The 23,557-nt window shown below is 50.7% G+C and carries 23 protein-coding genes, 2 tRNA genes and 1 pseudogene; 12 read left to right on the plus strand and 14 right to left on the minus strand.

The features are described from left to right. From FDW95_RS08805 to FDW95_RS08815, 3 genes and pseudogenes are all read left to right on the plus strand, one after another. Positions 1 to 1,405, plus strand: a 1,405-nt coding sequence (locus tag FDW95_RS08805; RefSeq protein ID WP_137363477.1) for an autotransporter outer membrane beta-barrel domain-containing protein, incomplete at its 5' end; no start/stop codon positions are given. Between the two features lie 86 nt (positions 1,406 to 1,491). Further along, positions 1,492 to 2,073, plus strand: a pseudogene (locus FDW95_RS08810) (TIGR00730 family Rossman fold protein). A gap of 404 nt (positions 2,074 to 2,477) precedes the next feature. Beyond that, positions 2,478 to 4,790, plus strand: a complete 2,313-nt coding sequence (locus tag FDW95_RS08815; protein ID WP_249358990.1) for an autotransporter outer membrane beta-barrel domain-containing protein — start codon at positions 2,478 to 2,480, stop codon at positions 4,788 to 4,790. A 272-nt stretch (positions 4,791 to 5,062) separates the two neighbouring features. Here FDW95_RS08815 and FDW95_RS08820 read toward each other — a convergent pair. Further along, positions 5,063 to 5,138: transfer RNA gene (locus tag FDW95_RS08820), tRNA-Asn, on the minus strand. 160 nt (positions 5,139 to 5,298) lie between these two features. Between FDW95_RS08820 and FDW95_RS08825 the strand changes: the two genes are divergently transcribed. Continuing rightward, a complete protein-coding gene (locus FDW95_RS08825; protein ID WP_283202154.1) occupies positions 5,299 to 6,786 on the plus strand; it encodes an EmmdR/YeeO family multidrug/toxin efflux MATE transporter in 1,488 nt (495 codons plus the stop codon). A 99-nt stretch (positions 6,787 to 6,885) separates the two neighbouring features. After that, positions 6,886 to 6,961 (plus strand) — tRNA-Asn (locus tag FDW95_RS08830). A 316-nt stretch (positions 6,962 to 7,277) separates the two neighbouring features. Here the strand turns inward: FDW95_RS08830 and purT are convergent. Beyond that, positions 7,278 to 8,456 (minus strand): formate-dependent phosphoribosylglycinamide formyltransferase, encoded by a 1,179-nt coding sequence (gene purT / locus FDW95_RS08835; protein WP_115258184.1) that lies wholly within the window; start codon positions 8,454 to 8,456, stop codon positions 7,278 to 7,280. Positions 8,457 to 8,587: 131 nt separating this feature from the next. Here purT and yebG point away from each other — a divergent pair, with 131 nt between their 5' ends. The 4 genes from yebG to ptrB all read left to right on the plus strand — a co-directional run bounded on the left by yebG (position 8,588) and on the right by ptrB (position 12,251). Next, positions 8,588 to 8,878: a DNA damage-inducible protein YebG gene (gene yebG, locus FDW95_RS08840; RefSeq protein WP_115258185.1), complete on the plus strand. Its 291-nt coding sequence runs from the start codon at positions 8,588 to 8,590 to the stop codon at positions 8,876 to 8,878. 119 nt (positions 8,879 to 8,997) lie between these two features. Next, positions 8,998 to 9,351: a protein YebF gene (yebF, locus tag FDW95_RS08845; protein ID WP_115258186.1), complete on the plus strand. Its 354-nt coding sequence runs from the start codon at positions 8,998 to 9,000 to the stop codon at positions 9,349 to 9,351. Positions 9,352 to 9,444: 93 nt separating this feature from the next. Continuing rightward, positions 9,445 to 10,104, plus strand: coding sequence for a tellurite resistance TerB family protein (locus FDW95_RS08850; RefSeq protein ID WP_096756684.1), 660 nt, complete (start codon positions 9,445 to 9,447; stop codon positions 10,102 to 10,104). A gap of 86 nt (positions 10,105 to 10,190) precedes the next feature. Further along, positions 10,191 to 12,251 carry an oligopeptidase B gene (ptrB, locus tag FDW95_RS08855; protein ID WP_137363479.1) on the plus strand — a complete coding sequence of 687 codons (2,061 nt, stop codon included), beginning with the start codon at positions 10,191 to 10,193 and terminating at the stop codon, positions 12,249 to 12,251. Here the strand turns inward: ptrB and exoX are convergent. The 3 genes from exoX to FDW95_RS08870 all read right to left on the minus strand — a co-directional run bounded on the left by exoX (position 12,248) and on the right by FDW95_RS08870 (position 13,921). Further along, positions 12,248 to 12,910, minus strand: coding sequence for an exodeoxyribonuclease X (gene exoX / locus FDW95_RS08860; RefSeq protein ID WP_096756686.1), 663 nt, complete (start codon positions 12,908 to 12,910; stop codon positions 12,248 to 12,250). The two genes, ptrB and exoX, sit on opposite strands and share 4 nt — an antisense overlap. A gap of 23 nt (positions 12,911 to 12,933) precedes the next feature. Further along, a complete protein-coding gene (locus tag FDW95_RS08865) occupies positions 12,934 to 13,590 on the minus strand; it encodes a carbon-nitrogen hydrolase family protein (RefSeq protein ID WP_115258187.1) in 657 nt (218 codons plus the stop codon). Between the two features lie 106 nt (positions 13,591 to 13,696). Then, positions 13,697 to 13,921 carry a DNA polymerase III subunit theta gene (locus FDW95_RS08870; protein ID WP_115258188.1) on the minus strand — a complete coding sequence of 75 codons (225 nt, stop codon included), beginning with the start codon at positions 13,919 to 13,921 and terminating at the stop codon, positions 13,697 to 13,699. 144 nt (positions 13,922 to 14,065) lie between these two features. On the opposite strand from FDW95_RS08870, the gene yobA reads away from it, so the two are divergent. Genes yobA through FDW95_RS08885 form a run of 3 tightly spaced genes read left to right on the plus strand, consistent with a single transcriptional unit; the run spans position 14,066 to position 15,672 of the window. Next, positions 14,066 to 14,440 (plus strand): CopC domain-containing protein YobA, encoded by a 375-nt coding sequence (yobA, locus tag FDW95_RS08875; protein WP_115258189.1) that lies wholly within the window; start codon positions 14,066 to 14,068, stop codon positions 14,438 to 14,440. A gap of 4 nt (positions 14,441 to 14,444) precedes the next feature. Continuing rightward, positions 14,445 to 15,317, plus strand: coding sequence for a copper homeostasis membrane protein CopD (copD, locus tag FDW95_RS08880; RefSeq protein WP_115258190.1), 873 nt, complete (start codon positions 14,445 to 14,447; stop codon positions 15,315 to 15,317). Between the two features lie 16 nt (positions 15,318 to 15,333). Next, entirely contained in the window at positions 15,334 to 15,672 is a 339-nt protein-coding gene (locus FDW95_RS08885) for a YebY family protein (RefSeq protein WP_115258191.1), read from the plus strand. Between the two features lie 336 nt (positions 15,673 to 16,008). Here the strand turns inward: FDW95_RS08885 and FDW95_RS08890 are convergent, their stop codons facing one another. From FDW95_RS08890 to FDW95_RS08925, 9 genes are all read right to left on the minus strand, one after another. Further along, positions 16,009 to 17,094: a tyrosine-type recombinase/integrase gene (locus FDW95_RS08890; protein ID WP_115258192.1), complete on the minus strand. Its 1,086-nt coding sequence runs from the start codon at positions 17,092 to 17,094 to the stop codon at positions 16,009 to 16,011. Continuing rightward, complete coding sequence (locus FDW95_RS08895) at positions 17,063 to 17,335, minus strand: excisionase (protein WP_032170291.1); 273 nt, start codon at positions 17,333 to 17,335, stop codon at positions 17,063 to 17,065. The genes FDW95_RS08890 and FDW95_RS08895 overlap by 32 nt, the downstream gene beginning before the upstream one ends. A gap of 63 nt (positions 17,336 to 17,398) precedes the next feature. Beyond that, on the minus strand, positions 17,399 to 17,641 hold the full coding sequence (locus FDW95_RS08900; RefSeq protein WP_001237028.1) for a DUF4060 family protein: 243 nt from the start codon (positions 17,639 to 17,641) through the stop codon (positions 17,399 to 17,401). Next, positions 17,628 to 18,275, minus strand: a complete 648-nt coding sequence (locus tag FDW95_RS08905) for a hypothetical protein (RefSeq protein ID WP_115258193.1) — start codon at positions 18,273 to 18,275, stop codon at positions 17,628 to 17,630. Before FDW95_RS08905 ends, FDW95_RS08900 begins: the two co-directional genes overlap by 14 nt. Further along, positions 18,268 to 18,612: a hypothetical protein gene (locus FDW95_RS08910; protein WP_115258194.1), complete on the minus strand. Its 345-nt coding sequence runs from the start codon at positions 18,610 to 18,612 to the stop codon at positions 18,268 to 18,270. The genes FDW95_RS08905 and FDW95_RS08910 overlap by 8 nt, the downstream gene beginning before the upstream one ends. A 34-nt stretch (positions 18,613 to 18,646) precedes the next feature. Beyond that, entirely contained in the window at positions 18,647 to 19,759 is a 1,113-nt protein-coding gene (locus tag FDW95_RS08915) for a RecT family recombinase (RefSeq protein ID WP_115258195.1), read from the minus strand. An 11-nt stretch (positions 19,760 to 19,770) separates the two neighbouring features. Beyond that, positions 19,771 to 22,599, minus strand: coding sequence for a RecE family exodeoxyribonuclease (locus FDW95_RS08920; protein WP_115258196.1), 2,829 nt, complete (start codon positions 22,597 to 22,599; stop codon positions 19,771 to 19,773). Positions 22,600 to 22,738: 139 nt separating this feature from the next. Next, positions 22,739 to 22,900 (minus strand): YdaE family protein, encoded by a 162-nt coding sequence (locus FDW95_RS23170; protein WP_057064861.1) that lies wholly within the window; start codon positions 22,898 to 22,900, stop codon positions 22,739 to 22,741. Positions 22,901 to 22,911: 11 nt separating this feature from the next. Beyond that, complete coding sequence (locus FDW95_RS08925; protein ID WP_016156718.1) at positions 22,912 to 23,118, minus strand: hypothetical protein; 207 nt, start codon at positions 23,116 to 23,118, stop codon at positions 22,912 to 22,914. Between the last annotated feature and the right edge of the window lie 439 nt (positions 23,119 to 23,557).

Here is a 23,557-nt window from a genome sequence, read left to right on the forward strand (position 1 = left end):
TGGAAATATAGGGGCCAATCCAAACGGTGATACGACCTCTCCCGGCGATCAAATGATTGTGGAGGGTAACACCAGTGGAATCACTAAAGTACTCGTCACCAATACCGGTGGTAATGGTGCTCGGACTGTAGAAGGTATCAAATTAATCACCGTGAACGGGGCGTCTACTGGGGATTTCATCAAAAAAGGGCGTATTGTCGCTGGGGCGTATGACTACGATCTTGTTCGAGGTCAGGGGATGAATTCGGGTAACTGGTATCTAACAAGCTCAACGGGCGAACCGCCGGTTTTATTTGACCCGGAACCTGCACCAACTACACCGGATGTGCCGGTAATACCAGAGGTGCCCGCAATACCGGATGTACCAGTAATACCGGATGTGCCTGTAATACCGGATGTACCAGAAATGCCAGGACCTGTTCCTGCACCCATCGTCGCGCAGGTAAGACCGGAAGCAGCTGCGTATGTGGACAACCTTTATGCTGCTTATTCGTTATTCAACATAACGTTGCAGGATCGTATGGGTGGAGCTCGAGGAGTTGATTCAGACAGGAATGAGCAGTCTGGTTTGTGGTTGCGTCAAACAGGTGAACATCTCCGCTCCCGCGACAGTAGTGGGCAGAACAACACGCGGTCAAATCGATATGTTACTCAATTAGGTAGTGATGTTGTTCGTTGGAGCAGCAATGGACAGGACCGCTGGCTGTTTGGGGTTATGGCGGGGTATGCGAACCAAAACGGTAAAACGCGGAATCATATTAACGACTATTCTGCCAGAAGTTCTGTAAATGGTTACAGTGCAGGAATCTATGGTACCTGGTTGCAAGATGGTGATGATAATCCAGGCGCGTACGTTGATCTTTGGGGCCAATATAATTGGTTCAATAATAGCGTGAAGGGAGAGTCCCTTACTGGAGAAACTTACCGTTCCAATGGCGTAACTGTCTCTGTGGAAGCAGGTTATAGCTGGAAAGTGGGGGAGAGTGCGAATCAGTTGTATTTTATAAAGCCTCAGGGGCAGATAACTTGGGGTAACGTGCAGGCGGATAAGTATGTTGAAACCAATGGTACGCGAGTGACATTCTCTGGAGAGGGAAATGTGCAAAGTCGATTGGGGATCAAAGGGGCAATGAAAGGTAAAAAACATACTGAGGAGGATGGCAAAGTACACTCTATGTCACCATTTGTTGAGATTAACTGGCTTCACAACACGCACGATTTCGACACATCACTTGATGGGATGCACGTCAGTAAAGCGGGTATACGAAATCTTGCGGAATTGAAAACAGGGATTGAAGGGAGCATGGGTGATGGTGTTGATTTGTGGGGGAATATATCCCAACAGATTGGTGCCGAGGGGTTCAGGAATACTCAGGCAACAATAGGTATTAAAATGGCATTTTGATTTTTTACTATGCCCCTTTACTGGGGCATTAATTGTTATTGCACAGTTATTGTCTAAAGCTGATTCAGCCATGATAAGGAAATATCATGAAGTCTATAGGTGTTTTTTGTGGCTCCTCCGAAGGTTTAATACCTGTTTATATGCATTCTGCTCGAAATGTGGGTAAACATCTAGCGAGTACTGGTTTCCAAATTGTTTATGGTGGTGGCCGTGTTGGATTAATGGGAGCTATAGCAGATTCAGCATTACAACATGGAGGGCATGTAACTGGAGTGATGCCTTTGGCCCTTGTTAAACGTGAAATTGCACATACAGGTTTATCAGATTTGCAAATTGTTGATGATATGCATCAGCGTAAGAAAAGAATGGCAGAACTTTCATCATTTTTTATCGCGCTGCCTGGTGGGGCCGGTACCCTGGAGGAGGTATTTGAACAATGGACATGGGGGTAACTAGGAATTCATCATAAACCTTGTGCATTTTTGGATGTTAATGGATTTTATCAGCCGCTTAGAGTAATGATTTCTAAAATGGTAAGTGATGGGTTTATGCAGCAAATGTATGCTGACATGTTACTTATTTCTGATTCTCTTGAGGAGATTGTAAGTCATTTTTCTGCCTATTCCCCTCCGAAATCAAAGTGGAGTGAAATTGAGTCTGGTATGTGAAGTGAAAAGGCATTGTAATAACCATTACTTAGCTTGAAAACATCCCAGATCATTTGGTGTTTTTGTCATGGAGTGGCTATGCGTAAGGTTGTGTACATTGTTTTGGTCTTAAATTTGAGATTATAAACTTTAAATGCAATTATATTTAGTTGTTTGTTCTGTGCTTTTGTTTAAGACCATTTCAGTTGGTTTTGTTCTCAGTGTATAGGAATATATACCCACGAGTATTTCTATTTATCTTTTGAATCACTTTGCTTGGATTCGAATTGTCTATTCTATTGTCTGTTTTGTGTGACTATATCTAGCGTGGATTTCTTATGTGTAATAAATACGGATTGGTGTGTGTAACTTCAGGATTATGGCGAGAAAAAACAAACCCCACTATCAGCCGCAAGGGTGATAGTATGGCTCGTCAATTAAAAACATCATGCAAACTTATAGCAGTGATGGTTGCTGCAATTTTTTCCGGTTCTGCAATGTCAGTGAGTGCGGAATATAATTACATGGGTGATATTTATCTGCTTTACACAGATAATGGTAGAGAGGGAGTGTTACCTGTATTTGAAGCCGGGACAAACTATGTTGTTGATAATCTGAATGTAAATGCAATACTTACTGATACGGGGTACGTATCTTTGTTTAGCCCAAGGGGAGTTACTGTTAATGTGAATGGTGATGTTTCTCTTGGTAGTAAAGTTTTTTTAGATAACAATTCACAAAAGGACGTTAGCGCACTATATTCACAGGTGACACTACACGCTTATGATAATGAATTAAATATTATAAATAATAACAAGGTAAATATATGGGGTAGAATAAGATCTGAAACTACATATCTGTCATCTTCCACCCTGAAATCCTCAGCTATTAATATTATCTCAGGTGATGACTCTTATTTTCAGGGGGTAACGGATTTAGCTTATAGTACAGGAGGCGTACGCCGGGATGTTGATACGCGACTATACACGCCTTCAGCCGGACCGCTCATAAATTTAACTTTCAACGGCAAGAATAGTGTTTGGGACATGAACGGTGATTCTGAACTCACCAACTTGACGTTGAATGACGCTACCCTGAACTTTATGGCGGGTCGTCAGACCGAGGGTTCAGTACTGACTAATTCTGGTCGTGTACCAACCATCAACGGTGGGGTGTTCCAGTCTCTTACTGCTGGCTCTGACTTCAAGACCCTCATTGTTGCCGGTGATTACCATGGCAACAACGGAAATATTATCATGAACACCATACTTGGAGATGACGACTCTCTTACCGATCGTATGGTTGTACATGGCGACACCTCTGGTAGTACTCATGTTGCTATTCGTAATGCTGGTGGAGTCGGGGCAGAAACGCTGGAAGGCATTGAACTTATTACCGTGCTCGGTAATTCCTATGGTGAGTTTAAGCAAAATGGCCGCATTGTTGCGGGGGCTTATGATTACACGCTGCATCGCGGAATAGGTACAAAAGAGGCTAACTGGTATCTCAGCAGTGCACTGACACCGCCATCGCCTGAACCAGATGAACCGGTTACAGAGCAACCTGAAGATCCCATTACGCAGGTACCAGAAGAGCCAGTTACAGAGCAACCTGAAGACCCCGCTGCTGAGCAACCGGAAACGCCTGCGCTTCCTGAAATGCCTGAAGAGGAAGAACCGGCATTTCCAGAACTGCCAGATGCGGAAGAGCCAGCCGTGCCTGTTATACCCCAACCATCTGTTCCGGTACCGATTCCACGTGAACACGCGGTACGCCCTGAAGCTGGTTTATATGGCATGAACCTTGCTGCGGCAAACACTCTGTTTCACACGCGCTTACAGGATCGTCTCGGTGAAACTCGCTACACGGATATCGTGACCGGTGAAGAGTACGTTACCAGTATGTGGCAGCGTAATATCGGTGGCCATACCCGCCAGCATGACAGCAGCGGTCAACTTGATATTCAGGCTAATCGGTATGTAATGCAGGTCGGCGGTGACATCGTTCAGTGGGGCGCCGCTAATACCGATCGTTTTCATTTTGGGGTGATGGCCGGCTATGCAAACCAGAAGAGTAACGCCGTTAACCAGCGCAACCGAAACAAGGCGAGCAGCAGTATTAGTGGATATAACGTAGGTCTTTACGGCACCTGGCTACAGAATAGTCACAGCCAGGAAGGGGCATACGTTGATAGCTGGTTACAATACAGTTGGTTTGATAATACGGTTTCTGGAGTAGGCGTGGCGGCAGAAAGATATAAGTCGAAAGGTTTTACGACGTCAGTGGAATCTGGTTACAGCTGGAAACTGAAGGATTTGAGCAAGCGTAATGCGCTATATGTACAGCCGAAAGCACAGATAACGTGGATGGGTGTGAAAGCTGATTCTTTCAAAGAAACCAATGGTACTCGTGTGGAAGGCGAAGGTCAGGGAAATATTCAAACTCGCCTTGGTGCCCGCTTGTATGGTCATGGTCACAGTAAACAGGACGAGGGTAAGGGACGGTCATTCCAACCATTTGTGGAAGTTAACTGGGTACACAACACAACGGACTTTGGCACTTTACTAAACGGTGAGCGGGTTAGTTTGGCGGGTAGCCGAAATATCGGTGAGATCAAGACCGGTGTCGAAGGGCAACTGACAACGAATATCACTATGTGGGGGAACGTGGGCCAGCAACTGGGCGATCAGGGCTACAGTGACTCTTCCGTAATGTTAGGTGTTAAGGCGACTTTCTGAGGCAGTAGAAAAATTGCGCGGTGCAAGCTAAACCGCCCTGAGTCAACGATAGCAACGACGAACCGGCCACCAAGGCCGGTTTTTCGCTAAGTCCCTGTTGGTACCATTCATATTGATATATAACTCGCTGTCTGACCAAAAGCTCTGAAGAATCAAAAGCCTAATATTTTCAAGGGTATAAATGCGGCATCCAAAGGCATCGTTAATTGATGCAATGGATATTCGCAGAAAGCAAAAAACCCGCTTAGTTTCCTAAGCAGGCTTCTTAAATTTGGCTCCTCTGACTGGACTCGAACCAGTGACATACGGATTAACAGTCCGCCGTTCTACCGACTGAACTACAGAGGAATCGGTGTGGAGGCTTATCTTAGCGGCGAAAAATATTTTGTCAAACCCCATTTCCTTCAATGCGTATCAATTGGTGCTTCTCTCGACAGTTTGTTGCATTTACAGACATTTTATATGGAAAAAACTTTGCAGCTTTTTTGATTCTCCCGCATCATTTGAAATGAGGTTTCAACTTTCTTCATTAAGGTCCATTTTGAACGTCTCCGCTGCCTTACGCCAGGTCGTTTCCCGCACGCCCTGGTACGCCAAACGCAAGAGTTATAAAGTTCTATTCTGGCGCGAAATCACCCCGCTTGCCGTACCTATTTTTCTGGAAAATACCTGCGTGCTCTTAATGGGGGTACTGAGTACCTTCCTGGTAAGCTGGCTGGGCAAAGAAGCGATGGCAGGCGTCGGCCTCGCCGACAGTTTCAATATGGTCATCATGGCATTTTTTGCCGCCATCGATCTTGGCACCACGGTAGTCGTGGCCTTTAGTCTGGGAAAACGCGATCGTCGTCGAGCCCGAGCCGCAGCCAGACAGTCGCTGGTGATCATGACAATTTTTGCCGTCGTGCTGGCCGCGATCATTCATTACTTTGGGGAACAGATCATTAATGTCGTTGCCGGAGAAGCGACACCTGAGGTTAAAGCGCTGGCGCTAACGTATCTTGAACTGACGGTGCTCAGTTATCCTGCGGCAGCCATTGCGTTGATCGGCAGTGGGGCGCTACGCGGTGCTGGAAACACCAAAATACCGCTGCTGATTAACGGCGGTATGAACATACTGAACATCATCATCAGTAGTATCCTGATCTACGGTATTTTTTCCTGGCAAGGGCTGGGGTTTGAAGGCGCTGGGCTGGGGTTGACGATTTCTCGTTACATCGGCGCTGTCGCCATTATCTGGGTATTGATGATTGGTTTTAACCCGGCGCTGCGGATTCCCCTGAAGAGCTATTTTAAGCCGTTGAATTTTGCCATTATCTGGGAGGTGATGGGGATCGGTATTCCTGCGAGTATCGAATCAGTACTGTTTAACGGCGGTAAGCTGCTCACTCAGATGTTTGTCTCAGGGATGGGAACCAGCGTCATTGCCGGTAACTTTATTGCCTTCTCTATCGCAGCACTGATTAACCTGCCCGGCAATGCTCTGGGTTCTGCCTCCACCATTATTACCGGGCGGCGTCTGGGAAATGGACAGATTGCCCAGGCTGAGATTCAGTTGCGGCATGTATTCTGGCTATCCACAATTGGTTTAACCGCCATAGCCTGGTTATCAGCTCCCTTTGCCGGATTAATGGCCTCGTTCTATACCCGCGATCAGGATGTAAAAGAGGTCATAGTTGTTCTGATTTGGCTCAACGCGGCATTTATGCCGATATGGGCGGCATCGTGGGTTCTTCCTTCCGGGTTTAAGGGGGCTCGCGATGTCCGTTTTGCGATGTGGGTTTCCATGCTGGGCATGTGGGGCTGTCGCGTGGTGGCAGGTTATACCCTCGGGATCGTCTTAGATTGGGGTGTCGTCGGGGTTTGGATGGGGATGTTCTTCGACTGGGCAGTGCGTGCTGCGCTGTTTTACTGGCGCATGATCACCGGGCGATGGTTATGGAAGTATCCGCGTCCGGAACGGGAAAAGTCTATAAAACAACCCGTCGTGTCTGAATAAGCAACGAAATGAAGAAATATTCGGCAAACGATCGCATTTCTCCATTCAGGCTTTGACAACGCTAACTGGCATCGCTAATATTCGCCCCGTTCACACGATTCCTCTGTAGTTCAGTCGGTAGAACGGCGGACTGTTAATCCGTATGTCACTGGTTCGAGTCCAGTCAGAGGAGCCAAATTTAAGAAGCCTGCTTAGGAAACTAAGCGGGCTTTTTGCTTTTAGCGCAGTACAGCCATTTTAGTCGGGATAGCAAGCCAGGCGTCGGTTTCACCTATCGAAAATTGTTTATCCAAAACGTTTTGCTGTGCGAAGGGTCCGATCCTTTTTGGAGAGAATACGGTCAACTAACGTCAGTTTCGTTTCCAGAGAATATTGTGATTTAGTCAAAAAAAACTGCACCTTATTCAGTTAGATAACCAATCTTGGGGTGCAGTCCACTACGCTTTTCGGTCCGACGGAATACCTTAAAACGGGCCAGAAGACCCGATATTTTATCCTGCGACGTTCACCTGTGCGGCAGCATTCTTCGCCCGTTCAACCGCCTCGCCAACGCTTTCAGCTGTTGCCAGCACAACGCCTAAGCGACGTGAGCCATCAATTTCCGGCTTACCGAACAGACGAAGCTGCAAACCTGCGCCAACGGCACTTTCTACGTGATTAAACGTCACATTCTGACTGGTGAGTTGTGGCAGGATAACGGCTGATGCGGACGGACCATATTGGCGGATTGCGCCGATGGGTAATCCGAGGAACGCGCGGACGTGCAGCGCAAACTCGGACAGATCCTGCGAAATTAACGTCACCATGCCGGTGTCGTGTGGGCGAGGGGAGACTTCGCTGAAAATTACCTCATCACCGCAAACAAATAGCTCTACGCCAAACAATCCGTGACCGCCCAACGCCAGCACGACCTTGCGGGCAATTTCCTGTGCGCGTTTCAGCGCCAGTTCACTCATCTGCTGCGGCTGCCAGGATTCGCGGTAATCGCCATCTTCCTGGCGATGGCCTACCGGCGCGCAGAAGTGCACACCGTCAACGGCACTGACGGTGAGTAGGGTGATTTCAAAATCAAAATTCACCACCCCTTCCACGATTACACGTCCCGCACCTGCCCGACCACCTTGCTGGGCATACTCCCAGGCTTCGGTAAGCTGCTCAGCGGATCGAATAAAGCTCTGACCTTTGCCGGAAGAGCTCATTACCGGTTTCACGATACATGGAAAGCCGATTTCAGCCACCGCATCACGAAAGCGGGCTTCGCTATCGGCGAAGCGGAAAGAGGATGTGGGTAATAATAGCTCTTCAGCAGCCAGACGACGAATGCCTTCACGGTTCATGGTCAACTGTGTGGCGCGCGCGCAAGGCACGACGTTCATACCTTCCTGTTCCAGTTTTACCAGCATATCCGTCGCAATAGCTTCAATTTCTGGCACGATATAATGGGGTTTTTCGCGCTCGACAACCTCGCGCAATGCCTCGCCATCCAGCATATTAATCACGTACGCACGGTGGGCTACGTGCATCGCTGGTGCGTCGGGGTAACGATCCACGGCGATGACTTCTACACCCAGGCGTTGGCATTCAATCGCCACTTCTTTACCCAGTTCCCCTGAACCTAATAACATCACTCGCGTTGCTGCCGGACGCAGCGCTGTGCCTAATAACGTCATAAATTAATCCCCTGTTTTATCTGGGCGCAGTATATACGAAAACGTTTGCGTCTGTCTTTATTACCAGGTTGATTTTGCGGCTGAAAAAGAATATACTGTACATAATTACAGGTAATTTAAGAGGCTGCAAAATGGCGGTTGAAGTTAAATACGTAGTCATTCGGGAAGGTGAGGAAAAAATGTCGTTTACCAGCAAAAAGGAAGCCGATGCGTATGACAAAATGCTGGATACAGCAGACCTGCTAGACACCTGGCTGGAGCAGTCGCCGGTCGCGCTGGAAGATGAACAGCGTGAAGCGCTTTCTCTGTGGCTGGCCGAGCAAAAAGACGTGCTAAGTGCGATCCTGAAAAACGGCAAACTGCCGTCGCCTCAGGCAGTAGAAAACACGGCGTCCGACGGAGATGACACACAAGCAGCCTGATCCGACTTGCGCTCCCGGCGTTTTGTACCATGCTTTTCCCTGAATCATTGTGCTGTACCCAACTGATTTCGCGTTGCATTTCTGCGGCCTGAAGGACGAAGGGGATAAAGGAGAAAAGAATGAATAAAAGACAAACGCTGTTAAGCCTGCTGCTGTTATCCGCCAGCGTGTCGACCTTTGCTGCAAATACGGAAAGTAAGACCGTTCAGTTTCCCAAGTGTGAGGGACTGAACGCCGACGGTATTGCTGCGAGCGTGAAACGTGATTATCAGCAAAATCGTATCGTGCGCTGGGCTGACGATCAGAAAAAACTGGGACAACTCGATCCCGTTGCCTGGGTTAATCCACAGGACATTGTCGGCAAAGACGGGCAGTGGACGGTACCACTTACCGTGCGCGGCAAGAGTGCGGATATTCGCTATCAGGTGAAGGTTGATTGCAAAACGGGCAGCGCAGAGTATCTGGCGCAGTAACCTGGTATTTGCGCATCTTTTGCTACAATAGACACTTCCTGACATCCCCTCGGGTACGCTGTGATAATTAATCGTCAGTATTTGAGGGGCAAAATGGCTAACTGGCTGAATCAACTGCAATCTCTTCTTGGGCAAAAAGGATCTTCCGCGTCTTCTTCGGGCGATCAGGGACTGAGCAAATTGCTGGTTCCCGGCGCATTAGGCGGACTGGCGGGGTTACTGGTAGCCAATAAATCCTCGCGCAAATTGTTGACCAAATACGGCACCAGTGCGCTGCTCGTAGGTGGCGGCGCGGTGGCTGGCAGCGTGCTATGGAACAAATACAAAGATAAAGTCCGCACGGCGCATCAGGATGAGCCGCAGTTTGGCGTGCAAAGTACGCCGGTGGATGAGCGGACTGAACGCCTGATCCTCGCGCTGGTTTTTGCGGCAAAAAGCGATGGTCATATCGATGCAAAAGAGCGTGCGGCCATCGATCAGCAGCTGCGTGAAGCGGGAGTAGAAGACCAGGGACGTATCCTGATTGAACGCGCCATTGAGCAACCGCTGGATCCTCAGCGTCTGGCACAGGGGATCCGCAACGAAGAAGAGGCGCTGGAAATCTACTTCCTCAGCTGTGCGGCGATTGATATCGACCACTTTATGGAGCGCAGCTATCTGAACGCGCTGGGCGATGCGTTAAAGATCCCGCAGGATGTTCGAGAAGGTATTGAGCAAGATCTTAAGCAACAAAAACAGGCATTGCCGGGCTAAATAGTTACGGCGCAGGAGCATATTTCGCTTGCATCATTGCTGACTTTTGCCACCCTTATAGGATGATTAAGCAAAAGAACAATGACATGCTACCGAACGCTCCTCGTATTCCACACGCCATGACGCAACATGGCGACACCCGCGTCGATAATTATTACTGGTTGCGAGATGACACGCGCTCGCAGCCAGAGGTCCTCGATTACCTGCAGCAAGAAAATGCTTATGGTCGCCAGGTTATGGCCTCACAGCAGGCATTACAGGATCGCGTGCTGAAAGAAATTATCGACCGTATTCCCCCGCAGGATGTTTCGGCTCCCTACGTGAAAAACGGTTATCGCTACCGGCATATCTATGAGCCCGGTTGTGAGTATGCCATATACCAGCGTCAGTCTGCGCTCAGCGAAGAGTGGGATGCCTGGGATACGTTGCTGGACGGAAACCAGCGCGCAGCTCACAGCGAGTTTTATACACTGGGCGGTCTGGCAATTTCCCCGGACAACACCATCATGGCGCTGGCTGAGGATTATCTCTCGCGCCGGCAATATGGTGTGCGTTTTCGCAATCTGCAAAGCGGTAACTGGTATCCGGAAGTCCTCGACAACGTCGAGCCTGAACTCGTCTGGGCCAACGACTCGCAAACTTTCTACTACGTGCGTAAGCATGAAACAACGTTACTGCCGTATCAGGTCTGGCGACACACCATCGGTTCGCCGTCATCCGAAGACAGGCTGGTATATGAAGAGGCAGACGATATGTTTTATGTCAGTCTGCACAAAACGACTTCGCAGCATTATGTCGTTATTCATATTGCCAGTGCGACCACCAGTGAGGTTCTGCTGCTTGACGCTGAGCTGGCCGACGCTGAACCGTTGGTTTTTTTACCGCGGCGTAAAGACCATGAGTACAGCCTCGATCACTATCAGCACGCGTTTTATCTGCGATCTAACCGACAGGGTAAAAACTTTGGTCTGTACCGTACCCGTGTGCGTGATGAACAGACCTGGGAAGCGTTAATTCCGCCGCGTGAAAACGTTATGCTGGAAGGGTTTACGCTGTTTACCGATTGGCTGGTGGTGGAAGAACGTCAGCAGGGCTTAACCAGCCTGCGGCAGATCAACCGTAAGACGCGTGAAGTGGTTGGGATTGCCTTTGACGATCCGGCTTATGTCACCTGGCTTGCCTATAATCCCGAACCGGAGACGTCGCGGCTGCGCTATGGTTATTCATCCATGACGACACCGGACACGCTATTTGAACTGGATATGGACACGGGAGAGCGACGGGTGCTCAAACAGGCGGATGTCCCCGGTTTTGATGCGACAAACTACCGCAGCGAGCATGTGTGGGTAACCGCCCGTGATGGCGTAGAGGTGCCGGTTTCACTGGTTTATCATCAGCGGCATTTCCAAAAAGGGAAAAATCCACTGCTGGTATATGGATATGGTTCGTATGGCGCCAGCATGGATGCTGATTTCAGCAGCAGCCGTTTGAGCCTGCTGGATCGCGGCTTTGTATATGCTATTGCCCACGTCCGTGGCGGTGGTGAGCTGGGGCAGCAGTGGTACGAAGACGGTAAATTCTTGCAGAAGAAAAATACCTTCAACGATTATCTCGACGTCTGTGACGCGCTGCTCAAACTGGGCTACGGAGCGCCTTCACTCTGCTACGGCATGGGAGGAAGCGCGGGTGGAATGCTGATGGGGGTCGCCATTAACGAACGTCCGGAGTTATTTCATGGCGTGGTTGCCCAAGTGCCGTTTGTTGACGTAGTCACAACGATGCTGGACGAGTCGATCCCGCTCACCACCGGGGAATTTGAAGAGTGGGGCAACCCGCAGGATGTGGAATATTACGCTTACATGAAAAGCTACAGCCCATACGATAACGTCACCACACAGGCTTATCCGCATCTGCTGGTCACCACCGGGCTTCACGACTCCCAGGTGCAATACTGGGAACCGGCAAAGTGGGTAGCGAAACTGAGGGAGCTGAAAACGGACGACAATCTACTGTTGCTGTGTACGGATATGGACTCCGGTCACGGCGGCAAGTCCGGACGTTTTAAATCTTATGAAGGTGTGGCCCTTGAGTTCGCCTTTTTGATTGGCCTGGCGCAGGGGACGTTGCCCGGCAACGCGGCCGTCTAGGCGTTATCCAGATAGTGCTTCAATGTTAACCGCAGTTCCGGGCTCATACTGTCAAGGTTATTAAACAGCCAGCGCAGATAGCCCGGATCGCGTTCTGCCACCTCGGAAACGGGTTTACCGCGGTATTTACCAAAGGTAAATGTGGTTAACAGCGCAGGGCGACCGGTGATCTCGACCATTTGCTCTGCCGACCAGCCTGAGGTGTTCATGATGTCGATCAGCAGTGCCGCGGTAATGTAGCAATCGTATAGCGCGCGGTGCTGATGCAAACCAACGGGGGTTTGTACGCTCAGCTTGCGGGAATTATACAGCGCCATGTTGCTGTATTTTATCCCCGGCCACAGGCGGCGGGACAGCTTCATCGTGCAAATCCATTCCCCAGGCATGTCCGGCAATACGCGACGGTCGAAACTGGCGTTGTGCGCGACGTACCACTCGCTACCGTAATAATGATGGATGACGTCTTCAATCCACGGTTTATCCGCCACCATGGCTTCCGTAATCCGATGTATCGCCATTGCCTGCGGGCTGATGGGGCGGTCGGGTCGCACCAGGTGGCTCATCGGATTCACAATTTTGCCATCAACCACATCGACAGATGCGATCTCAACAATGCCTCCCTGCAGACCGCAGGTTTCTGTATCTATTATGCGCAGCATGCCATGCTCCTGGCCGAAAACGCCTAGCGTAATGGAATGATATCGCCTTGCCAACCCTGAGAGGTGCGCTTGCCGGTTAAGAGCAGTGAGCCGCTGTCCGCGCGAACAATTAAACGGCCCCGTTCATCCCATAATGCGCTGCTTCCGCGCGCATTGGCCATCAGTACCGCAATGGCGAACTGATGCGAGAAACGTTGCAGGCGAGAGGTTGATGAGAGAAGTTCAGATTCGCTGACGCACTGGCAGGTGGTAAACAGTGAAAACGCAGGATCAATATCGATGCCTTCTGGCTGGCTGTCGACAACGCTAATGGTATTTCGCTGTCTGGCAATACAAGCCCCATGGCTCTGGTGGAACATTAAGGGGGCGGTCATCCACGGCGAAAAAAGCGCCATACCTTTCACAAAACGTTCGTTATGTTCAACCGGCAATCCCACAATAATGGTCATGCGATACGTCGCCGCGGCGTGGGCGAGGGGCTGCAACAGAGATTCATCGGGTGGGGCTGGCAGCTCATCGCTTTCATCCATACAACCTAATAGAGAAAGGGAGGGGAAAACCAGCAATTCACATTGGCATTTGGCCGCCGCCCTGATGAATTGCAGGTGATGGGCGACGTGTTCAGTTAGTGAGGTTTGAAGCGGTTCATACTGCGCTGCGGCAATTTTCCAGTGTGACATAATGACTTCCTTTTCATAGTGTCTACAATCATCTCTAAAGTATAGATTAAGAATATACTTATACTGTAGCAGGCATCATGTAAGGAATCGTAACGTATTATAAGGTTTATTTAACTTTCGGCTCGTAAGGTAAACGTGAGAGGGAAACGGACGCTAAACGATGCGCAATTAACCGTTCACGAAACCAGTCTCGCAGGTGTGCGGGTTGCTCACGTTCGACGACTTCGGCAACAACAGGCATATTATAGCGCTCTTTAAAGGCGACACCAGCGGCGGCCAGGTCAACATTGACCTTATCCATTTCAGATTTTTCGAGTTTGGCCAGATTCATGCGTTTCTCCTTATAGGTATCCCGTAGCGCGCAAAAGTTACTAAGAGTGTGCGCTAATGGCAAGCCTGAATTGATGATTCTCGACTCGTTCATTGTAGAAGGTTATTCTCTATAGATTAGACATAACAAAAAGGAATAGTTGATATGGCTTCATCTGCATCCTCACTTCGCTTTGCTCTCATCGCTCTCGTCTCCACGTTGATTTCTCCTGCCGCACTGGCACATGCACACCTGACGCAACTAAATCCGGCGGCGAATGCGCAGATTACCGCGTCTCCTGAGGCGCTGACCCTGAATTTTTCAGAGGGCGTTGAACCTGCATTCAGCGGTGCAACGCTGACAGGCCCACAGCAGCAGCCGATTAAAACGGGTAAGGCGACGCGTAATGAGCAGGATAAGACGCAACTGATCGTTCCTGTGGAACAATCGCTGGACGCCGGAAAATATACGGTTGACTGGCACGTTGTGTCGGTAGACGGTCACAAAACCAAAGGACACTATACCTTTAGCGTGAAATAAAACGATGCTGGCATTCACCTGGGTTACGCTGCGGTTTATCCATTTCACCTCTTTAATGCTGGTATTTGGCTGTGCGCTGTACGGCGCCTGGTTGGCACCTGTTTCGGTACGACGTTTAATGATGCGCCGTTTTATGCGCCTGCAACGCCATGCCGCGATGTGGAGCTTTATCAGCGCGACGCTGATGCTGGCTGTCCAAGGGGGATTAATGGGGTCCGGCTGGCAGGATGTTTTCTCCGTTGATATATGGGGAGCGGTCCTGCAAACGCAGTTTGGCGGCGTATGGCTATGGCAAATTATCCTCGCGCTGGTTACGCTGGTGGTGACCCTCATTGTGCCGCGCAGTATGTCACGACTGCTGCTGATGCTGACGATTGCGCAGTGTATTTTATTAGCCGGTGTCGGACATGCGACGCTGCATGACGGCGCAACGCGGGCGGTGCAGCAGCTTAATCACGCTCTGCATCTGGTCTGCGCCGCTGCCTGGTTTGGCGGCTTGCTGCCCGTTCTTTACTGTATGAGAATGGCGCAAGGCCGCTGGCAACAACAGGCGATCGCCACCATGATGCGTTTTTCCCGCTTTGGGCATCTTTTCGTTATTGGCGTCTTGCTGACGGGCATCACCAACGGCCTGTTTATTGTCGGATTATCCTTTCCCTGGCATGCAGCCTATGGGCAACTTCTGTTGTTAAAATGTGTGCTGGTCGCGCTAATGGTGGCGATTGCGCTGGCGAACCGGTATGTTCTCGTACCACGTATGCAGCAGGATAATCGCTGCATGACTCTCTATTTTATTTGGATGACTAAGATTGAATGGGGAATAGGGGCCGTCGTGCTGGCAATCGTCAGCCTGTTTGCAACCCTGGAACCGTTCTGATGGACTGGCAAAACGTATGAAAAAATTGATTATCTCTGTGTTACTGCTGGCAAGTTCAGGAGCTGCATTGGCCGCGCCGCAGGTTATTACCGTCAGTCGCTTTGAGGTTGGCAAAGACAAGTGGGCGTTTAATCGCGAAGAAGTGATGCTGACGTGCCGACCGGGTAATGCGCTGTATGTCATCAACCCCAGCACGCTGGTGCAATACCCGCTGAACGATATTGCCAGACAGCAGGTGGCAAGCGGTAAAACGACCGCCAAACCGATCGACATTATCCAGATTGACGATCCGGCAAAATCTGGCGAAAAAATGAGCCTGGCCCCGTTTATTGAGCGTGCAGAAAAGCTCTGTTAATTGTCAGATGTAGCTTTCTGATTTCCAATAAAAAACCGCAACGTTCTGGCTGCAGAACTTGCGGTTTTTGCATTCTAGCGGGTGACAATCGTCCTTTTTTTCAGGCCACTTTGGTCGCGGACTGGAAAACCTGGCGCTGTCATCTATTCTTAAATGGCAGGGTAACTTAGCCTGCATTAATGCCAACTTTTAGCGCACGGCTCTCTCCCAAGAGCCATTTCCCTGGACCGAATACAGGAATCGTATTCGGTCTCTTTTTATGCGCTTGTTTTCGTTGGGTTTTTTCGGTGCTATCACGAAATCCCACGAAAATTACTCGAAATTTCCATATCCTGTCTAAACCATAACATATTCTGCACCGCGTGCGTCCAGGTATTTTTTGGTCATTGTTAAATTTTTATGCCCCAGCAGTCTCTGTGCGAAATCCTCTCCGCGCTCCCTTTCATACAGCCTGCTCGCCAAGCTCCTGATCTCATGGAAAGGAGGAGGGTTGGGGCCAAACTTTAACTCTGTAGAATCCCGGATGTCAGAAAATGCCTGGGTAATTCCGTCCGGAGTTAACGGACCAGGCTTCCTGCCTCCACGCCTCACCGCTGAATACAGCATGAAGTCTGACGGGTTGTTTTTACGACAACGGTCGATAACATCCTGCAGCACCAAATCAGCAGAGTCCAGTCGCAAATCAAGTGGCAACGCCAATTTGTGACCTGTCTTTTCCTGCGTGACAAACAACCTTCCATCCCTGATATCGCTGAATCTGAACAACGATACGTCCTCTCTTCTTTGCCCGGTGACAAGTGCCAGATCACATGCGTTTGTAGCCCATTCGGAATGGGCGGTTGCGGCATCCCTTATTATCTCGAACTGCTCGAGTAAAAGACGCTCACGCTTAACTTTTGGCGTCGGCGTTCTTGTCGGCTCTGCCGGGTTCCTTTCAATATGTCCCTCGACGATCGCCTCCCTGAAAATATCCAACAATACCGAACGCAGGCCTGAGGCCATACTCTTCTTATCGCAGAGTATGTAACTCTCCAGGAAAGTAGATACATCCTTCGTGCTGACCGACGATAGCGGCATACGTCCGAATTCATCACTGATAGTGGCGATCTGATTGCGCCTGACCTTCATCGTGTTGGGCTTCAATTCTCTTCGCTCAAGAATTACTTCGTAGCGCTCGAGCCACGCTTTAACCGTAAACGTTGGTGTTTCCTTTATGCGGTCAAGCAGCGCTGACGGAAGGTAATTTTGGTCGATGTAGTTGTTGGCCTCGATGGCCTGAGAAATGGCGTCCTTTCTGTCGATCCGGCCAAGAGATAATTCTTGACCGGTAATCGGGTTTCGCCAGCTATAAAGCCTGTCTCTTTTACGATAGGTCAGGTTACGGGGCAGGTTAGCGTCGTAACGTACTGGCCTTTTCGCCATGAGTCAGTCTCTCCAGTAGAGTGCCGCCAGTTGGCAGCGCTAAGCGTTTTGATTTGGGACGAAGGTTCTTTTTGCTCGGATCCACATAGATGGCATCAGGCTGAACCTTATATTCTTTTCCGTGAAGTTCCGGAGCAGGGTAAATGCGCCCCTCCCGCGCCCAGCGGCGAAGTGTTGAAAGAGACGGCGGGGTTGAATAAGTCGAATTCGCCCATTCCTGCAGATTAAGAAGCTTGGCCATACTACCTCCGGATCCGGCAACTCATTATAGAGCTGCCGGAAAACTGTTAATGAAATATCGTTATCAAGAAACCTGACCCGGCAGTGCGCGCAGCCGGCGCATACCTGTCATCGCCGTGGCCACGTAGCTGGCCTTGCGGTTCACTACTTCTACCCAGACCTTCACGCCTTCAACTCTCACCGTGTACGTCTCTTTCATCTTGCTGCGGCCATAGTCGCCGTAGCGTTGCTGGTGGGTAGCCAGTGCGATGTCGCATGCCTGGCGCGCTAACGGGGATTGCTGATTGCCTCGGTTAATCAGTCGCATGGCTATTTCCTTCGATACGCTTAAACTCGATCACCCACACCCACGGGTCGGCTTGCCAGTTCTCTTTGCCGTAGATGGATTCCCATAGACGCTGGAAAGCAACCTTGGCTGTAGCGAAGTCTCCGACTGGCGTCAGGTATGTGTCGGGATAATCAGGCAGCAACTCCCCTGCTGAAGGCATCCCCTCAGCTCGCGCATCTGCCTCGCTTATACCGTTTAGCCGATCCACGCGTACATCGGTGATCTCCAGTAGGATGCGGGATGCCCAGCGCGGCATAAAGATCGATGGTGTCCAGCAAATACTGGTGACGGTTGGCACGTTCTCATACTGTGGCGGGACGTGTTCGGGATAATTAGCCCGGTATAGTGTTAAATCAGGTGCACTGGCGCCTGCCTCGGCCCAAGTTTCACGCACCCAAATGCGATCGCCGACAGCGCCGAACGGGCATGGATGCCAGTAATCACAGACGTTCTCAGTGTCTTCACTCCACGGCCATTTGCTACCGTCTTCACGCTCACCGATTTCAGTGAACCGAGTCTGTTTCCATTTGATAGGACGCCGCGTCTGCACCTTGCGGCCTGATAAAATCGCATTCACCATTTCTGCGTTAAAAATCATTCCGCGCTCAGTCATTCCAAGCCTCCAGTTCGTTCTGAATCTCTTCGTCGATCTCGTCATTGCTGGCATCTTCATTGAGGTAGCTCAGTGCTTCTTTCCGGTACTGCTCACGACGTTCGTCATACCAGACGGAGAACTCTGGGGACCATCCACCTACACTCCCCTGAAAATCCACTCGGGCGTTATCTTCGGCCATTTGCTCAACCATGCAGTCCGCAGTTATTAGGGCGCACTCCCGGATGTACCCGCGCAGATGGTGCTTACGCCAACAAAGACTGAATTTCGAATCGCAGCGGCCCTTGAACTCAACTTCCCAGCGGCGGATACAGCGTGCATTTAGTGATTTGCTCATCTCATTACCGGGAGGGCGAACCCTCCCGCCTCCCTTAGGCCACGTATTCCGGTTTCATATCCGCCAGGGTGATGCTGAACTGATCGTGCAGCTCGTCGCCCATGTGACGCTTATTGGTTGCCAGTACTCGCTCAACTTCGGAGAATCGCTCTGCTGCGCCCGGTTCATCCGGAGACGGCAGGGAGTTGATCGCGGCTTCAACCTTGTTACGTGAATCAACCAGGTAGTAGCGCTTCACCGCTTTGTTCTTCAGCTCTGTGAACAGGGCAGAACCGAGCGTGACCTTCGCGCTTTCGATGTCAGCGCGCAGTGCTTTGGCGCTGTCCACATCCTGTGCGGCATCGATACGCTCGCGGAAATCATCGGCCAGTGAGCCGATATTTACCGATGATTCCTGTGCGTTTTGCGTGGTTGTGACGGTGTCACCTGAGATATCCGCCAGGCTAACGCGTTGCGGCGCCGGGTTAATTTCTTTCTCGGTGCGCTGCTCGACTTCATCCGGGGTATACACGCCGAGAACGACCGCAGGGCAGTACAGGCGTGCCCAGTATTTAAGGGCCAGATACGCGATCTGTTGTTTCGGGTTCGAAATCCACAGTGGAGAGTTACGTGTAATCACGCTGGAGAGGAATACCGGTTCGCCCCAGGTGATCTCACTTTCGCCGCGAATGACGGCGCCCACACGAACCGACAGGCCTTGCTCGTCGGCGCTGTTCCAGCCCCGTACTATTTCTTTCTTGTCGTAAGTCCCGCCGCCTTTTGCAGGCTTCTTCACGATCTCTTCGCGGCTGCTGGCGCATTTCGACCAATCGCCTTCGTACTCATAGTGAAAGCGGCCAACGATGGCGTTAGAGCTGGAGATCACCGCGTTTACCAACTGCGCTTCGTAGCCCAGCACGCCGTTGACCAGGTGCGTTTTCTGCGCCACTGCGTAAGGGTTCATGCCCCATTGCATGGCCTGCATGATGATTGCCATGCAGTCGGCAGGATTCCCGCGAAGATGCTCGGGAACCGTGACGGCAGCCTGTGCCATCAGTCCCGCCACTGACTGAAGCTGCGTTAATGCCTGAACGTTAAAAATGGCGTTGCTGGCGGAAATAGTGTTCGGAGCCTGTTGCTCTGCAGTTACGATATTCATGTTTTCCATCATCGTTCCCCTTATGCCTGAGTACGCAGCGCTTCAAGGCGGCGCAGGTCAAAGTCGTTCAGTTCGTCGGTGTAATCAGCGGTGATCGGCGCTGGCCATTCGCCAGTGTCAAAGCCGGTAGCGATAGCACGCATTGATTTGCGGTACTCAAGCATGCCCAGCTCCAGCAGTTCGGCGGATGCCTCGATGATGGCGATCCAGTGGTAGTTCTCGTCTTTGTTGACGAAAATCCAGAAGAACTGGTCCAGTGCTGCGGTCTCGCAATACATGGCGGCGCTCAGATGGTAGTCACGGTCGATGATTTCCCGGTGAAGCTTGGCGCGCAGGCCTTCCTGCTTAACGTTCCACATGCTGATGGTTTTCAGGTCAGCACCGATGCGCACGCCGTCCAGGTCGATCTCAAGGTCAGGACGCACGCGGACTTCCAGACCGGTTTCATCGTCAAAGCCAAAATAGCTGACCTCAACGGCGCGACTCGGGTGCTGAAGCAGCATCCCGGCGGTTGGGTGCGCCAGTAATGCCGACTGAATGGCCAGTGCGGTGCTCAGTTGCTGGCGAGTGACCAGCACTTTCCCTTGCGGATTCTCGCGCCACGCATCCAGCAGTTCGTCGGCAAAGACAGCGTCTGGATTAACAGACTTCACGGCCTGAATCAGATCAGCTTTGGTACCGGACACTTTCAGCGGTTGCGGCTTCTGCGCTTCCTGCGCCACCAGGTCGGGATTGATGATTGCCAGTTGCTCGAGTAACGCATCACGGCTGCCGCTGGTTTTCACCTGAGCAGGCAGAGTGGCGTTGTATTCCTTGATGCAGGCTTTCATCGCCGCTGCGGTCTGCTTCTGGTCCGCTTCGATCCGCTGGTACTCTTCGGGCAGAGACATGTAGCTCTGGCCAGTTTCCTCGACGGAACCACCCAGTGGCACCTGAGCAGGCAGAGTGGCGTTGTATTCCTCGAGCAATGTCTTTATGTCGTCGGCGCTCAATTGCGCTGGCAGACCTGCGTTGTACTCATCGATAAACACGCGGATTGTTGCCGTTGTGGTAAACGCACCTTCCGGGATCACCGGTTCAACGCTGAACTCTTCATCGAGCTGCTCTGGCTGCAACGCAAGGCCGTGCACCAGGTTACCCATGTCCAGAACTGGAGAACGCTCTTTGGTGATCGTTTTGGCGACGTGGCGCGCGTTGAAGTACATCAGGCTGACGCGGGCATCTTTTACCTGCGTGCTGCTGATCCCGTTCGCTGCGTGATAAACCTCGTTCGGCAGACCTTCATAGCGGCCTGGCTCGAAGTAAGCGGGATACACAACAGCCGGTTCGTCAGATTGAGATTCTGGCTCGGTTTGATTCACTTTTTGGGCGTTTTGGTGCGCAGATTCATCATTCTGATGCGCATTTTCCGGTTTTTGTTTCACATCGGCCTGCTGGCCGGTATGTGACTCTTCACCAGTTTCCAGACTGCTTTCGCCTGGCTGCACTTCATTACCAGCCTGTTCTTCATCACTGAAAGTTTCTTCCATCTGCACATTGCTGGTGGTTTCCTCTTTAACTGGTGAACGGTCATCTTTTTGTTGGTCGTTTGATGCGAGGTCTTCTGTGATCCATTTCGGGTCTGTAGGGTCACTAATCCCCTCAACATATTCGCCGCGGGAAGCTGCAAGAATTTTGTTTACCTCTTCAGCCGTTACTTTTTCCTGTTTCATAGGTACAGGCATAGACGAACGACCGCAGGCTATATCAACGAGCAACGGATCTGGGTTTGTGTGGTCGGTTTCCGTCAGTACTCTATTCAAATATTCTTGGTGTTTTACAGGATCAGCATAAAGCCCCTCTGGTGTGGTTTTTACTGTTGCGATGATGCAGGCACGTGAGTAGTCCAGGCCACCAGGAATTGAAACGAACCTCTCTCGAGTCGCCAGCCATTCGGGATCTTCCATCTTATTCATGATGGAGTTTGCCTGCAGTTCTATATCCAGAGGGACGTTGTAAATATCAAATTCGCGGTCACGGGCACGTAACGCCAGAGCAATCTCATGCTCCAGACCGAGAATGGTTTGCGGGTATTTACGGTCAGAGACAATGCCGCCGCCGGCGTTCGCACCTGAAGGTGTGCGATTAATGGTTGTTACACGGTTGCCTTTCTGCCATTCCTTGACCAGCAGGCCACGGTCGATGTAATCAGTTTTGAACCACACCGTCAGGAACTGGATAACTGTTGCCAGCTCCGGTCTTTTACCGTCGACAGGGAAGACTTTCTTAACGGCATTCACGACTTTATGAATATCGTGCTCAATGGCTTTTTTGAATGCTTCCACATTCTCAGCGGCCAGCAGCAGGTTTTGGGCGTATGCGTCATCAGTGTCCATCTCAAGGCGGACAATCTCGTTTTTCTGCCCAGCGTCGACGTGATAGAGATATTCACCATCACCGATGAACTGAGCCAGTACACGCTGACGGAATGGCAGGGTGGCAACGACGATCAGGTTCGGCTGCTCTGACTGCTGAGATTCTTCTGCGGTGCTGTCTTCAATATCTGCGTCGTCGACAGACTCATCTTCAGCCTGTTGTTTAACATTCCAGGTGCGCTGGTCTTCGGCCAGTTCATAACGATCACACCAGGTGAAATCAACGTCGCCTTCTTCTGGCAGGTCGTTGTACACCGGGAAATCAGTGCGAATCGGTTTGGTGTAGTCCTTACCGCGACCCGTTTCGATGCCTGCGTCTTCCAGCTCAACATCGAGCGTCAGCGCAGCGCGCGCTTCGGATTTTGCAGTGAACCAAATCACTGCATCTTGCTTACCGGATTTCTGAGTGGCCTTGACCACATAAAAGAATTCCATGTTAGATCCTCATTTTTGGATGTTAGAATCCCCGGGCCATTGATAGCGCCCATTGGGTTAACTTTGGTTTTGATGTTGTTTCCGGTGTAACTTTGGTCGGTGCCACCGGACGTAGATCCCGCCTTGCGCGGGGTGTACGTTAGCCTTCGTGAGCCATCTGGTCGTGCGAAGCGCAACGTCTGGAACAGTACTCTTTCTCTTTGCGCGCCAGCAGTGAGCCGTTGCGATAGAGAAGGGTGCTTTTGATTACCTCTTCCGGTTTAACCGGTTTGCTGCAATAACCGCATTTCTTGTCTTGCATGACACTCTCCGTTAATGGCTGAGGCCATTCCCCAGACCGTTCAGATAAACTTCAACCAGCAAATCCCTGGTGTAAGTCATCTCAACGCCGCGATGCAGATACAAACGACCACGAGCATTAGCTGATGCCGTCCAGGTTGAATCCTTGTGTTTGACGAGCATTCCAGGCTGAACTGCGCCGCGGTTTACCGTCTGTGTACCGTAGTGCTGATGAACCATGATGTTCTCCACTATTGCTGAGTGAACTTCGCTGGTGGTGCCGTGGTGCTGATCTTCACAGTTGAGCGATTTAACTCTGCAGTTCACCACCGCGAAGCTCACTTCTGTTTTGCCTTATAGCCGGCCAGCTGAGCGTTAAACCTTATGCGCTTAGTGTTTCGCGATGAGGTGATGATAGCTAAGGCGATTTATTTTATCAATCGCTTAAACGATAATATGGTGATTTTGTCGATTGCTATTTGATTTATAAAGCGATTTATTTTTGTGTTAGATGCGTGATATGCTCATAAAAACACCAAAGAGGGCATGGTTATGGGCTTGGGAATGGATATGGAGCGGGATGAGTTACTGGAAGATCGCGCAGCTTTCATCGCTGGCGAGATTGGTGGGGCGGTTGTTGAGTTGATTATCGGCGGGTGATCTTGACCCTCCATCTCCG

Origin of the sequence: Citrobacter sp. wls718, from assembly GCF_005280945.1 — a bacterium.
In the GTDB taxonomy this organism is placed as follows: domain Bacteria; phylum Pseudomonadota; class Gammaproteobacteria; order Enterobacterales; family Enterobacteriaceae; genus Citrobacter; species Citrobacter gillenii.

Excerpts from the sequence above, each read along its gene's own strand:
- FDW95_RS08815 (WP_249358990.1), top strand. The coding sequence starts at position 2,478 with ATGGCTCGTCAATTAAAAACATCATGCAAACTTATAGCAGTGATGGTT.
- FDW95_RS08825 (WP_283202154.1), top strand. The coding sequence starts at position 5,299 with ATGAGGTTTCAACTTTCTTCATTAAGGTCCATTTTGAACGTCTCCGCT.
- purT (WP_115258184.1), bottom strand. The coding sequence starts at position 8,456 with ATGACGTTATTAGGCACAGCGCTGCGTCCGGCAGCAACGCGAGTGATG.
- yebG (WP_115258185.1), top strand. The coding sequence starts at position 8,588 with ATGGCGGTTGAAGTTAAATACGTAGTCATTCGGGAAGGTGAGGAAAAA.
- yebF (WP_115258186.1), top strand. The coding sequence starts at position 8,998 with ATGAATAAAAGACAAACGCTGTTAAGCCTGCTGCTGTTATCCGCCAGC.
- FDW95_RS08850 (WP_096756684.1), top strand. The coding sequence starts at position 9,445 with ATGGCTAACTGGCTGAATCAACTGCAATCTCTTCTTGGGCAAAAAGGA.
- ptrB (WP_137363479.1), top strand. The coding sequence starts at position 10,191 with ATGCTACCGAACGCTCCTCGTATTCCACACGCCATGACGCAACATGGC.
- exoX (WP_096756686.1), bottom strand. The coding sequence starts at position 12,910 with ATGCTGCGCATAATAGATACAGAAACCTGCGGTCTGCAGGGAGGCATT.
- FDW95_RS08865 (WP_115258187.1), bottom strand. The coding sequence starts at position 13,590 with ATGTCACACTGGAAAATTGCCGCAGCGCAGTATGAACCGCTTCAAACC.
- FDW95_RS08870 (WP_115258188.1), bottom strand. The coding sequence starts at position 13,921 with ATGAATCTGGCCAAACTCGAAAAATCTGAAATGGATAAGGTCAATGTT.
- yobA (WP_115258189.1), top strand. The coding sequence starts at position 14,066 with ATGGCTTCATCTGCATCCTCACTTCGCTTTGCTCTCATCGCTCTCGTC.
- copD (WP_115258190.1), top strand. The coding sequence starts at position 14,445 with ATGCTGGCATTCACCTGGGTTACGCTGCGGTTTATCCATTTCACCTCT.
- FDW95_RS08885 (WP_115258191.1), top strand. The coding sequence starts at position 15,334 with ATGAAAAAATTGATTATCTCTGTGTTACTGCTGGCAAGTTCAGGAGCT.
- FDW95_RS08890 (WP_115258192.1), bottom strand. The coding sequence starts at position 17,094 with ATGGCGAAAAGGCCAGTACGTTACGACGCTAACCTGCCCCGTAACCTG.
- FDW95_RS08895 (WP_032170291.1), bottom strand. The coding sequence starts at position 17,335 with ATGGCCAAGCTTCTTAATCTGCAGGAATGGGCGAATTCGACTTATTCA.
- FDW95_RS08900 (WP_001237028.1), bottom strand. The coding sequence starts at position 17,641 with ATGCGACTGATTAACCGAGGCAATCAGCAATCCCCGTTAGCGCGCCAG.
- FDW95_RS08905 (WP_115258193.1), bottom strand. The coding sequence starts at position 18,275 with ATGACTGAGCGCGGAATGATTTTTAACGCAGAAATGGTGAATGCGATT.
- FDW95_RS08910 (WP_115258194.1), bottom strand. The coding sequence starts at position 18,612 with ATGAGCAAATCACTAAATGCACGCTGTATCCGCCGCTGGGAAGTTGAG.
- FDW95_RS08915 (WP_115258195.1), bottom strand. The coding sequence starts at position 19,759 with ATGGAAAACATGAATATCGTAACTGCAGAGCAACAGGCTCCGAACACT.
- FDW95_RS08920 (WP_115258196.1), bottom strand. The coding sequence starts at position 22,599 with ATGGAATTCTTTTATGTGGTCAAGGCCACTCAGAAATCCGGTAAGCAA.
- FDW95_RS23170 (WP_057064861.1), bottom strand. The coding sequence starts at position 22,900 with ATGCAAGACAAGAAATGCGGTTATTGCAGCAAACCGGTTAAACCGGAA.
- FDW95_RS08925 (WP_016156718.1), bottom strand. The coding sequence starts at position 23,118 with ATGGTTCATCAGCACTACGGTACACAGACGGTAAACCGCGGCGCAGTT.